The following is a 14,060-nucleotide window of genomic DNA, read 5'->3' as shown; positions in this document are numbered from 1 at the left end:
GAACCGCATTCCGCAGGCCACCAGATACCACTAGCAAGCCGAATTTCAGGCAGGAAACCTCATGACCGACGCGTTCGAACTCCCCAGCACCCTGGCTCATGCCCTTCAGCGCCGCGCCGCGTTGTCGCCGGACCGTGTGGCCTTGCGCTTCCTTGCCGACGTCCCGGAGCAAAGTGTTGTACTGAGTTATCGCGACCTGGACCTGCGTGCCCGGACCATCGCCGCCGCCTTGCAGGCCGAAGCGGCGCTCGGTGACCGTGCGGTTTTGCTGTTTCCCAGTGGCCCGGACTACGTCGCGGCGTTTTTTGGCTGCCTGTACGCGGGTGTGATCGCGGTGCCGGCCTATCCGCCGGAGTCCGCCCGTCGCCACCACCAGGAACGCCTGCTGTCGATCATTGCCGATGCCGAGCCGCGCCTGTTGCTAACCCGCAGCGATCTGCGCGAGCCGCTGCAAGCCATCGAGTCGGCACCGCCGGTGCTGTGCGTCGATACCCTTGATCCGGCCCGCGCCGGGCAATGGCTGCAACCGAATCTGCAGGACCATGACATCGCTTTCCTGCAATACACCTCCGGCTCCACCGCATTGCCCAAGGGGGTGCAGGTCAGCCATGGCAACCTGGTGGCCAACGAATTATTGATCCGCCACGGCTTCGGCATCGATCTGAACCCTGACGACGTGATCGTCAGCTGGCTACCGCTGTACCACGACATGGGCCTGATCGGCGGCCTGTTGCAGCCGGTTTTCAGCGGCGTGCCCTGCGTGCTGATGTCGCCCGCGTACTTCCTAGCCCGGCCGTTGCGCTGGTTGGAGGCGATCAGCGAATACGGCGGCACCATCAGCGGCGGCCCGGACTTCGCCTATCGGCTGTGCAGCGAGCGGGTCAGTGAATCAGCCCTCAAGCGCCTCGACCTGAGCGGCTGGCGCGTGGCTTATTCAGGCTCCGAGCCGATCCGTCTCGACAGTCTGGAACGCTTTGCCGAGAAATTCGCGCCGTGCGGCTTCACGCCGGACAGTTTCATGGCGTCCTATGGCCTGGCTGAAGCGACCTTGTTCGTCGCGGGCACACCGCGCAGTCAAGGCATCCCGTCGTTGCAAATGGACAACACGGCACTGGCGCACCATCGTGCCGAGCCAGGGCAGGGCAGTACAGTGATGAGTTGCGGCGTGAGCCAGCCCGGGCATGCGGTGCTGATCGTCGAGCCCAACACGTTGCAGCCGCTGACCGACAACCGGGTCGGCGAAGTCTGGGCCTGCGGGCCGAGCATTGCGCATGGCTACTGGCGAAACCCTGAGGCCAGCGCCAAGACATTCGTCCAGTACGATGGCTGCACCTGGCTGCGCACCGGCGACTTGGGTTTCCTGCGTGAGGGGGAGCTGTTCATTACCGGCCGCCTGAAGGACCTGATGATTGTGCGCGGTCATAACCTCTACCCCCAGGACATCGAGCAAACCATCGAGCGGGAAGTGGAAGTCGTGCGCAAGGGCCGGGTGGCGGCGTTCGCGGTCGACGCTGGCGGCGAGGAAGGCATCGGCATCGCGGCGGAAATCAGCCGCAGCGTGCAGAAGATCCTGCCACCCGAAGCGTTGATCAAAGCCATTCGCCAGGCGGTGGCCGAAGCCTGTCAGCAAGCGCCGAGTGTGGTGGTGTTGCTCAATCCGGGCGCGTTGCCCAAGACCTCCAGCGGCAAGTTGCAACGCTCGGCGTGCCGGACCCGATGGGCCGACGGCAGTCTCGACAGCTATGCGCAGTTCCCTTCAGTCGAGGTTGAAGCAAGCCCTGACGCCCGCTCGTCATCGCCGTTGCAGACATTGATCGGCCAAGCCTGGTGCGAGCAGTTGCAGATTGAACACGTCCATGGCGACGATCATTTCTTCCTGTTGGGCGGTAACTCCATCGCCGCCACTCAAGTGGTCGCGCGGCTGCAAGAAAGGCTGGGGCTGGCGCTGAATCTGCGCTTGTTGTTCGAAGCGCCGACCCTCGCAGCGTTCACGGCAGCGGTGGCGAATCAGCAACAGGTAGGTGGCGAGGCCCAAGGCGTGATCAGCCCGTTGCCGCGCCACGAAGCGTTGCCGCAATCCCTTGCCCAGAATCGGTTGTGGATCACCTGGCAACTGGATCCGGCGAGCAGCGCCTACACCATCCCCGGCGGCTTGCACCTGCGCGGTGAGTTGGACGAAGACGCACTAAGGGCCAGTTTCCAGCAACTGCTCGAACGCCACGAAGCCCTGCGCACACGATTTCTGGAGCGCGAGGGGGTCGCCCTGCAACAGGTCGATCCGGCCGGTGAGTTCAAGCTGCGCGTGATCGACCTCAGCGACCTGCCCGCCGACCAGCGCGAAGCCCAGGCGCGGCAGATGCGTGACGATGAAGCGGCGCTGCTGTTCGATTTGCAGAAGGGCCCTCTGTGGCGGGTCACCTTGATGCGTCTCGATGAGGGTGACCACCAATTGTTGGTCACGCTGCACCACATCATCGCCGACGGCTGGTCGATGAGCGTACTGATCGATGAGTTTTCCCGGTTGTACGCTGCTGCATGCCAGGGGCAGGTCGCCGCGCTGGCGCCGTTGCCGTTGCAGTACGCCGACTACGGCAGTTGGCAGCGCCAGTGGTTGGCTCAAGGGGAGGCCGAGCGGCAACTGACATACTGGAAACAGCAACTGGGCGACGAACATCCGACCCTCGCCCTGAGCACGGACCATCCCCGCAGTGCGCAACGCCAGCGCAGCGCCGCCCGCCATAGCCTGCGCCTGGACAAAGGCCTCGGCGATGCCTTGCGCCAAGTGGCCCAGGCCCACGATGCAACCCCGTTCATGCTGTTGCTGGCGGCCTTCCAGGCGCTGTTACAGCGTTACACCGATCAGTCCGACATCCGCATCGGCGTGCCCAACGCCAACCGTCCACGCCTGGAGACCCAGGGGCTGATCGGCTTTTTCATCAATACCCAGGTGCTGCGCGGGCAGGTCGATTCGCGCCAGCCGTTTGCCGCGCTGTTGGCCCAGGCCCGGGAGGCCACGCTCGGTGCCCAGGCCCATCAGGACCTGCCGTTCGAACAACTGCTCGAAGCGTTCCCCCAGGCGCGCGAGCAAGGTCTGTTCCAGGTGATGTTCAACCATCAACAGCGAGACCTGAGCGCCTTGCGTCGTTTGCCGGGGCTGTTGGCCGAGGAGTTGCCGTGGCACAGCCGCGAAGCCAAGTTCGACCTGCAACTGCACAGCGAAGAGGATCGCAACGGCCGGCTGACGCTGTCGTTCGACTACGCCGACGAGCTGTTCGAGGCGCCGACCATCGCGCGGTTGGCGATGCATTACTGCAACCTGTTGCACGCGGTCTGTGCCGATCCGCAGCAGGCCATCGGCGATGTGCCGTTATTGAGCGCCGATGAATACACCCAACAGCAGCAGTGGGGCGCGGCCCCGTGCGCGCCGGCCCGCCAATGGCTACCGGAGCTGTTGAACGAGCAGGCCCGGCGCACGCCGCAACGCAATGCGCTGCTGTGGGACGATGGCTGCCTGGATTACGCCGAGCTGCACACCCAGGCCAATCGCCTGGCCCATTACCTGCGCGACAAAGGCGTCGGTCCGGACGTGTGCGTGGCGATTGCCGCCGAGCGTTCGCCGCAGTTGCTCATCGGTGTCCTGGCGATCCTCAAGGCCGGCGGCGCCTACGTGCCGCTGGATGCCGATTACCCGGCCGAGCGTTTGGCCTACATGCTCAAGGACAGCGGCGTCGATCTGCTGCTGACGCAAACTGCATTGCTTGAACGCTTGCCCCTCTGCGAGGGCGTCAGCGTCATCGCCATGGATGCCTTGCACCTGGAGCAATGGCCGAGCAACCCGCCGGGCTTGCACCTGGATGGCGATCACCTGGCCTACGTGATTTACACGTCCGGCTCCACCGGCCAACCCAAAGGCGTCGGCAACACCCATGCCGCCCTGGCCGAGCGACTGCAATGGATGCAGGACACTTACGGGCTGGACGAAACCGATGTGTTGATGCAAAAGGCGCCGATCAGTTTCGACGTGTCGGTGTGGGAGTGTTTCTGGCCGCTGATCACCGGTTGCCAACTGGTGCTGGCCGGCCCTGGCGAACACCGTGACCCGCACCGCATCGCGCAGTTGGTCCAGCAATTTGGCGTGACCACGCTGCACTTCGTGCCGCCGCTGCTCAGCCTGTTTATCGACGAGCCCCTGAGCGCCCGCTGCACCAGCCTGCGCCGGGTCTTCTGTGGCGGTGAGGCCTTGCCGGCCGAACTGCGCAACCGCGTGCTGGCGCAGCTGCCGTCGGCGCAATTGCACAACCGTTATGGCCCGACCGAAACCGCCATCAACGTCACCCACTGGCATTGCAGCGTCGCCGACGGCGAGCGCTCGCCCATCGGCCGGCCGCTGGGCAATGTGGTGTGCCGCGTGCTCGACAGTGAACTCAACCCCGTGCCCGCCGGTGTGTCGGGTGAATTGTGTATCGGCGGCCTGGGGCTGGCTCGGGGTTACCTCGGGCGTCCGGGTTTGAGCGCCGAGCGCTTTATCGCCGACCCGCTGGGCGTGGCGGGCACGCGGTTGTATCGCAGCGGTGACTGGGTGCGCTGGAGCGCCGATGGCGTGATCGAATACCTTGGCCGTCTCGACCAACAGGTCAAGCTGCGCGGCTTCAGGGTCGAACCACAGGAAATCGAAGCGCGGCTGCTGGCCCAGGACGGCGTGGCCCAAGTGGCGGTGCTGGTACGCGAGACCTCGGCCGGCCCGCAACTGATCGGCTATTACACCGCTTGCGATGTCGGGCAAGATCAGGACCTCCAAAACGCCCGACTCAACGCCGCCCTGGCCGCCGAACTGCCGGACTACATGGTGCCCGCGCAATTGCTGCGCCTGGACGCCATGCCCCTGAGCCCCAGCGGCAAACTCGACCGTCGTGCCTTGCCCGAACCGCACTGGCAAGTACGTGAACACGTCGAGCCGGTCAGTGCCCTCGAGCAGCAGGTCGCTGGCATTTGGCGCGACGTGCTGGGGCTCGACCGCATCGGTCTGCGGGACGACTTTTTTGCACTGGGCGGTCATTCGCTGCTGGCGACCCAGATCATTTCCCGCACCCGCCAGGCCTGCGATATCGAGCTGCCGTTGCGCACCTTGTTCGAGGCCAGCGAGTTGGGTGCGTTCGCCGAACAGGTGCGCTTGATAAAGGCCAGCGGCCAGACCAACCGGCAACCGCCGATCGAGAAGGTCGATCGCAGCCAACCGGTGCCGTTGTCTTATTCCCAGCAGCGCATGTGGTTCCTCTGGCAAATGGAGCCCGACAGCCCGGCCTACAACGTCGGCGGCATGGCGCGGTTGCGCGGGGTGCTGGATGTCGGGCGTTTCGAGGCGGCGTTGCAGGCGTTGGTCCTGCGCCATGAAACCCTGCGCACCACTTTCCCCAGCGTCGATGGCGTGCCCCGGCAACAGGTGCACGCCAACACCGGCCTGCGCATGGACTGGCAAGATTTCTCGACGTTGGCCGTCGATATTCGCCAACAGCGGGTGCAGCAACTGGCCGACAGCGAAGCCCACAAACCCTTCGACCTGGAAACCGGGCCATTGCTGCGGGTCTGTCTGGTCAAGACCGCCGAGCAGGAACATTACCTGGTGCTGACCCTGCACCACATCGTCACCGAAGGCTGGGCAATGGATATTTTTGCCCGGGAACTGAGTGCGCTGTACGAAGCCTTTATCGACGACCGTGAATCGCCACTGGAACCCTTGCCGGTGCAGTACCTGGACTACAGCGTCTGGCAGCGCCAGTGGCTGGAGTCTGGCGAGCGTCAACGGCAACTGGACTACTGGACCGCACAACTGGGTCGCGAACACCCGTTGCTCGAATTGCCGGGCGACCGTCCGCGTCCGCTGGTGCAAAGCCATCGCGGTGAATTGTTCCGATTCGACCTCAGTGATGATCTCGCCTCCCGAGTCCGCGCCTTCAACGCGCAACAGGGCTTAACCCTGTTCATGACCATGACCGCCGCCCTGGCCGTGCTGCTTTATCGCTACAGCGGCCAGACCGACCTGCGCATCGGCGCGCCGGTGGCCAACCGCATCCGTCCGGAAAGCGAAGGGCTGATCGGTGCGTTCCTCAATACCCAGGTGCTGCGCTGCCGGCTCGACGGGCAAATGTCGGTGGCTGAGTTGTTCGAGCAGGTGCGTCAGACGGTGATCGAAGGCCAGTCCCATCAGGATTTGCCGTTCGATCATCTGGTCGAAGCCCTGCAACCACCGCGCAGTGCCGCGTACAACCCGCTGTTCCAGGTGATGTGCAACGTGCAGCGCTGGGAGTTCCAGCAGAGCCGCACGCTGGCCGGGATGAGCGTCGAATACCTGGCCAACGATGCCCGGGCCACCAAGTTCGACCTGAATCTGGAAGTCACCGACCTGGACCATCGCCTGGGTTGCTGCCTGACCTACAGCACCGACCTGTTCGACGAACCGCGCATCGCCCGCATGGCCGGACACTGGCGCAATCTGCTGGAGGCACTGCTGGCCGATCCGACCCAGCGGCTAAGCGAATTGCCGTTGCTCGATGCCCGCGAGCAGCAACAGATGCTCGACAGCCTCGGCGTCGAACCCGGCGAACACCGCCTGGATCAATGCATCCATCAACTGTTCAGCGAACAGGCCCTGGCGCGCCCCGACGCACCGGCCCTGACCTTTGCCGGGCAGACCCTGAGTTACGCCGAACTCGAACGCCGTGCCAACCGTCTGGCCTGGATGCTGCGCGAGCGCGGCGTCGGGCCGCAGGTACGGGTGGGCCTGGCCCTGGAACGGTCGCTGGAGATGGTCGTTGGCCTGTTGGCGATCCTCAAGGCCGGCGGCGCCTACGTGCCGCTGGACCCGGAATACCCGCTGGACCGTTTGCATTACATGATCCAAGACAGTGGCCTCGGTCTGCTGCTCAGCGACCGGGCGATGTTCCAGGCCTTGGGCCCATTGCCGGCCGGTGTAGAGGGCTGGTGCCTGGAGGACGATAGCCCGGCCCTGGCCGGCTACCCGGACCAGGCACCGCCGCTGATCAACCTGCCGCAGCATCAGGCCTACCTGATCTACACCTCAGGTTCCACTGGCAAGCCCAAGGGCGTGGTGGTGTCCCACGGTGAAATCGCCATGCACTGCAAGGCGGTGATCCAGCGTTTCGGCATGCGCCCGGACGATTGCGAGCTGCATTTCTATTCCATCAACTTCGACGCCGCCACCGAGCGCCTGCTGGTGCCGCTGCTCAGCGGTGCCCAGGTGGTGCTGCGCGCACAAGGGCAGTGGGACGCCGAACAGATCTGCGGGCTGATTCGCGAACAGCGCATCAACATCCTCGGCTTCACCCCCAGCTACGGCAGCCAGTTGGCGCAATGGCTGGCGACCCAGGGACAAACCCTGCCGGTGCGCATGTGCATCACCGGTGGCGAAGCCCTGACCGGCGAGCATTTGCAACGCATCCGGGCGGCGTTCAAGCCGAGCCTGTTCTTCAACGCCTATGGCCCGACCGAAACCGTGGTCATGCCACTGGCGAGCCTGGCCCCTGAGCAACTGGAAGAGGGCGCGGCGAGTGTGCCGATTGGCAGCGTGGTCGGCGCGCGGGTGGCCTATATCCTCGATGCCGACATGGCCCTGGTGCCCCAAGGCGCCACCGGGGAGTTGTACGTCGGCGGCGCGGGATTGGCCCAGGGCTATCACCAGCGTCCGGGCATGACCGCCGAACGCTTCGTCGCCGATCCGTTTGCCGCCGATGGCGGACGGCTGTACCGCACCGGTGACCTGGTGCGCCAGCGCGTCGATGGTCAGGTGGAGTATTTGGGACGGATCGACCATCAGGTGAAGATCCGCGGTTTCCGCATCGAACTGGGGGAAATCGAAAGCCGCCTGCTGGAACATGACGCCGTGCGCGAGGCGGTGGTACTGGCGCTCGATCTGCCGGGCGGCAAGCAACTGGCCGGCTACCTAGTGACCGACGTCGTTGAACAGGACACCGAGCAACAAGCGGCCCTGCGCGAAGCGCTGAAAAATCACCTCAAGGCCCAACTGCCGGACTACATGGTGCCCACCCACCTGATCCTGCTGGCGAGCATGCCGCTGACCGCCAATGGCAAGCTCGACCGGCGTGCCTTGCCAATGCCGGATCCTGAGTTCAATCGCCAACATTACCTGGCACCGAGCAGTGCCCTGGAGCAGGCCCTCGCGGCGATCTGGTGCGACGTACTGAACGTGAAGCAGGTCGGCCTGAACGACAACTTCTTCGAACTGGGCGGCGACTCGATCCTGTCCATCCAGGTCGTCAGCCGTGCCCGGCAACAGGGCATTCACTTCACGCCCCGCGACCTGTTCCAGCACCAGACCGTGCAGGCCCTGGCCTGTGTTGCCAGCCACAGTCAGTCAGTGAGCGCTGAGCAGGGGCTGCTCGCCGGTGAGTCGGCGCTGACGCCGATCCAGCATTGGTTCTTCGATAGCAGGATTGCCAACCGTCACCACTGGAACCAGGCGTTGTTGCTGGAGCCGGCCATTACCCTGCAACCCTCCGTGCTGGAACAGGCATTGCGCAGCGTTTTCCAACAGCACGATGCGTTGCGCCTGGGCTTTGCCGACATGGCCGGGCATTGGTGCGCCGAGCACCGACCATTGTCCGAAGCGGCGCTGTTGCGGCAGGTGGACGTGGAGAGTGAGCAGGCCTGTGAAACGGTGTTTGCCCAGACGCAGCGCAGCCTGAATCTGTCGAGCGGGCCTTTGCTGCGCGCGGTGTTGGCGCAGTTGCCCGATGGCCGCCAACGTCTGCTGATCGTGATCCATCACCTGGTCGTTGATGGTGTGTCGTGGCGGGTATTGATGGATGACCTGCAAACGCTCTACCGCCAGATCAGCGCCGGGCAAACCGCAGACCTGCCGGCCAAGACCAGCCCGTTCCGGGATTGGGCCGCGCGCTTGCAGGCCTACGCCGGCAGCGAGTCGCTGCGCGAGGAACTGGGTTGGTGGCAAGCGCGGTTGAGCGGCCCGGATGTGGCGCTGCCCTGCGCCCATCCTGACGGCGGGCTTGAGGAACGTCACGCTGAAACCGTCAGCGTGCGCCTGGACGCCGAGCGCACCGGGCAACTGTTGCAACAGGCACCGCGGGCCTACCGCACCCAGGTCAACGACTTGCTGCTCACCGCCCTGGCCCGGGTGCTGTGTCGCTGGAGCGGCCACGAATCGGCGCTGATCCAGCTCGAAGGGCACGGCCGTGAGGCGCTGTTCGACGACATCGACCTGACCCGTACGGTGGGTTGGTTCACCAGCGTTTATCCGTTGCGCCTGAGCCCGGCGGGTGACGACCTCGGCACCTCGATCAAGGCCATCAAGGAACAACTGCGCGCGGTGCCTCACAGGGGCCTCGGTTACGGCGTGCTGCGCTACCTGGCTGACGCCGCGACGCGCCAGGCGATGGCCGGCCTGCCGCACGCGGCGATCACCTTCAACTACCTGGGGCAGCTCGATCAGACCCTGGGCCACGACGCGCTGTTCCAGCCGCTGGACGCTGCGTTGGGGGCGATCCACGACCCCGATGCGCCGCTGCCCAACGAGCTGAGTGTCGACAGTCAGGTCAGCGGCGGCGAGCTGGTGCTGCGCTGGACGTTCAGCGCTGAGCGGCACGACCGCCAGGCCATCGCTGCGCTGGCCGATGCCTATCTCGATGAGCTGCAGGGCCTGATCGAACATTGCCTGACGGACGCGGCGGGCGGCCTGACGCCCTCGGACTTCCCCCTGGCGAAACTGACCCAGGCCCAACTCGACAGCCTGCCGGTGCCGGCCGCGCAGATCGAAGATGTCTACCCGCTGACGCCGATGCAGGAGGGCATGCTGCTGCACACATTGCTGGAGCCAGGCACGGGCCTGTACTACATGCAGGACCGCTACCGCATCAACAGCGAACTGGATCGGCAACGTTTCGCTCAAGCCTGGCAAGCCGTGATCGCTCGTCATGAAGCCTTGCGCGCGTCGTTCTGCTGGAATGTCGGCGAAGAAATGCTGCAAATCATCCACAAGCCTGGCAGCACGCCAGTGGATTATCTGGACTGGTGTGAAGTGCCCGAGGATCAGCAGGACGCCAAACTCCAGGCGTTGCTCAAGCACGAGCGCGAGGCCGGTTTCGATCTGTTGAACCAGGCCCCGTTCCACTTGCGCCTGATCCGGGTTGGCGCGGCGCGTTACTGGTTCATGATGAGCAACCACCACATCCTGATCGATGCCTGGTGCCGTTCGTTGCTGATGGAGGATTTCTTCGAGATCTACACCGCCCTTGGCGAACACCGCGAACCGCGACTGGCCGAGCCGCCGCGTTATCGCGATTACATCGGCTGGTTACAACACCAGAGTCTGGCCGAGGCGCGGCAATGGTGGACGCGCAACCTGCAAGGTTTCGAACGGACCACGCCGATCCCCACCGACCGGCCGTTGCTGCGTGAACACGCCGGTGACAGCGGCGGCATGATTGTCGGTGACTGCTACACCCGCCTCGATGTCCACGACGGTGCCCGGTTGCGCGAACTGGCCCAGGCTCACCAACTGACGGTCAACACCTTCGCCCAGGCCGCGTGGGCGCTGGTGCTGCGGCGGGTGAGCGGCGATCGGGACGTGCTGTTCGGCGTCACCGTGGCCGGACGCCCGGTGGAACTGCCGCAAATGCAACGCACCGTCGGCCTGTTCATCAACAGCATCGCCTTGCGCGTGCGGATGCCCGACGATCATCAGCGTTGCAGTGTGCGCCAATGGCTCAGTGAGTTGCTCGACAGCAACATGCAACTGCGCGAGTACGAATACCTGCCATTGGTGAGCATCCAGGAAGTCAGCGAACTGCCCAAGGGCCAACCGTTGTTTGACAGTCTGTTCGTGTTTGAGAACGCGCCGGTGGAAGTTTCGGTGTTGGATCGCGCCCAAAGCCTCAACGCCACCTCTGACTCGGGCCGCACCCACACCAACTTCCCGCTCACGGCGGTCTGCTACCCGGGGGATGACTTGGGGTTGCATCTGTCCTACGACCAGCGTTACTTCGATGAATCCACTGTCCAGGGCTTGCTGGGTGAGTTCAAGCGCTTGCTGCTGGCACTGATGGAAGGTTTTCACGGTGACATGGCCGAGCTGCCGCTGATTGGCGCCCAGGAGCAGGACTTCCTGATCGAAGGCTGCAACCAGAGCGAGCGTGCCTATGCGTTGGAGCAAAGTTACGTCGAGCTGTTCGAGGCCCGGGTCGCGGCCCATCCGCAACGGGTGGCCGCCACCTGCCTGGACAGGACGTACAGCTACGCCGAGTTGAATGCACGGAGCAACCGCCTCGGCCATGCCTTGATCGCGTCGGGCGTGGGCCTCGATCAACCGGTGGCGTTGCTGGCCGAGCGCGACCTGGACCTGCTCGGCATGATCATCGGCAGCTTCAAGGCCGGTGCCGGTTACCTGCCGCTGGACCCAGGCCTGCCGAGTCAGCGTCTGAGCCGCATCATTGAGCTGAGCCGCACGCCGCTGCTGGTCTGCACCCAGGCCTGTCATGCCCAGGCGCTGGCGCTGCTGGACGAGTTCGCCTGTTCCGGGCGACCGAAGTTGCTGGTGTGGGAAAGTATCCAGGCCAGCGATGTTTCGCAGCAAAACCCTGGCATCTACAGCGGCCCGGACAACCTGGCGTACGTGATCTACACCTCGGGCTCCACCGGGTTGCCCAAAGGCGTCATGGTGGAACAACGCGGCATGCTCAACAACCAGCTCAGCAAGGTGCCGTACCTGGCCTTGAGCGAGACTGACGTGATCGCCCAGACCGCCTCCCAGAGTTTCGACATTTCCGTCTGGCAGTTCCTCGCCGCGCCGTTGTTCGGCGCCCGGGTGGACATCGTGCCCAACGTTATCGCCCACGACCCGCAAGGGCTGCTCGAGCATGTGCAACGCCAGGCCATCACGGTGCTGGAAAGCGTGCCGTCACTGATCCAGGGCATGCTCGCCCAGGACCGCATCGGCCTGGACGGCCTGCGCTGGATGCTGCCCACTGGTGAAGCGATGCCGCCGGAGCTGGCCCATCAATGGTTGTTGCGTTACCCGGACATTGGCCTGGTAAACGCCTATGGCCCGGCGGAATGCTCCGATGACGTGGCGTTCTTCCGGGTCGACATGGCCTCGACCCGTGGCAGCTACCTGCCGATTGGTACGCCCACCGACAACAACCGTTTGTACTTGCTTGATGGTGCGCTGGACCTGGTGCCGCTGGGTGCGGTGGGCGAGTTGTGCGTGGCAGGCACCGGGGTAGGGCGCGGTTACGTCAGTGATCCATTGCGCACTGCCCCAGTGTTTGTGCCCAACCCGTTTGGGGCGCCAGGGGAGCGCTTGTACCGCACTGGTGACCTGGCGCGGCGGCGTCGCGATGGCGTGCTGGAGTACGTCGGACGCATCGATCATCAGGTAAAGATTCGTGGTTACCGCATCGAACTGGGGGAAATCGAAGCGCGCTTGCATGAACAGCCCGAGGTGCGCGATGGCGCGGTGGGGGTGCAGGAAGGCGCCAACGGCAAGCATCTGGTGGGCTATCTGGTCGCCGCCGATTCGGCATTGAAGCCGACCGAACGCCTGGAACGCATCAAGCAGCGTCTGCGCGCCGAACTGCCGGAGTACATGGTACCGCTGCACTGGCTGTGGCTTGAGCGCTTGCCCCTCAACGCCAACGGCAAACTCGACCGCAACGCCTTGCCGGCCCTGGAAATCGGCCAGTTGCACAGCCAGGATTACCAGGCGCCAGGCAATGAGCTGGAGCAGACCCTGGCGGACATCTGGGCCCAGGTGCTCAAGGTCGAGCGGGTGGGGGTGCGAGACAATTTCTTCGAACTGGGCGGCCACTCGTTGCTGGCGACGCAAATCGCCTCGCGGGTACAAAAGGCCCTGCAACGCAATGTGCCGCTGCGGGCGATGTTCGAGTGCAGCACGGTGCAGGAACTGGCCGAATACATCGATGGGCTGGCGGCGAGTGAAATCACCGAGGAGAAGGTGGATCGGTTGAATGATTTGATGGCGCAATTGGAAGGATTGTAGTTCTGCGGCGTCTATAAGAGGCCTCATCGCGAGCAGGCTCGCTCCCACAATGGATTTGTGATCGACGCAAATCCCCGGTGGGAGCGAGCCTGCTCGCGATGGCGTCATTACTAACACCGCAAAGCCCACGGTTGACGCCTCGCCCCGTACGGCTCAGTCTCCCAAGGCTTTTTCTCCATTCAACACAAGGAGGTCTTAATGCCTTTTGCAACCCTTGATGGGCAATCACTTCACTACCTGGACCAAGGCCAGGGCCCGGTGGTGCTGCTGGGCAGCAGCTACCTGTGGGATCACACCATGTGGGCGCCGCAGATCGAGGCACTGTCCCGGCATTACCGGGTGATCGCCCTGGACCTTTGGGGCCACGGTCAGTCCGGGCGTTTGCCTGAGGGCATGAAATCCCTGGACGATCTGGCCCGCCAGGCACTGGCGTTGATGGATCATCTGGAGGTCGATTGCTTCAGTCTGGTGGGGCTTTCGGTGGGCGGGATGTGGGGCGCACGGCTGGCGCTGATGGCGCCCAAGCGGCTTGAGGCGTTGGTGTTGATGGACACTTACGTGGGGGTCGAACCTGAACCGACTCGCCAGTATTACTTTTCGCTGTTCGACAAGATCGAAGCCAGCGGCAGCATCCCCGAGCCGTTGCTGGACATTGTCGTGCCGATCTTTTTCCGGTCGGGCATCGATCCGCAGTCAGCGCTCTACCAGCAGTTCCGCGCCACGCTGGCTGCACTGCCGGCCGACCGCCTGCGCGACAGTATCGTGCCGTTGGGACGGATCATTTTTGGTCGGGACGACATCCTGCCGCGCCTGCCTGAGCTCGACGCCGGGCGCACGCTGGTGATGTGCGGCGACCAGGACAAACCGCGACCACCGTCCGAGGCGCTGGAAATGGCTGAGCTGATTGGCTGCCCGCATGTGCTGATTCCAGAGGCTGGGCATATCTCCAACCTGGAAAACCCGGAATTCGTCACCCGAGCCTTGCTGGAGTTTCTGCGCAGCTGACCTGACG

General features: G+C 64.3%; 2 protein-coding genes. Both read left to right on the top strand.

All coding sequences use genetic code 11. The annotated features are described in order from the left end of the window. Positions 1-61: 61 nt before the first annotated feature. Entirely contained in the window at positions 62-13,048 is a 12,987-nt protein-coding gene (locus BW979_RS21860) for a non-ribosomal peptide synthetase (RefSeq protein WP_076385673.1), read from the top strand. Between the two features lie 198 nt (positions 13,049-13,246). Next, positions 13,247-14,053: an alpha/beta fold hydrolase gene (locus tag BW979_RS21855; RefSeq protein ID WP_076385671.1), complete on the top strand. Its 807-nt coding sequence runs from the start codon at positions 13,247-13,249 to the stop codon at positions 14,051-14,053. Positions 14,054-14,060 lie beyond the last annotated feature (7 nt).

This window comes from Pseudomonas sp. A214 (assembly GCF_900156295.1).
Taxonomy (GTDB): Bacteria; Pseudomonadota; Gammaproteobacteria; order Pseudomonadales; family Pseudomonadaceae; genus Aquipseudomonas; species Aquipseudomonas rhizophila.
This window is presented reverse-complemented; position numbering and strand designations above follow the sequence as displayed.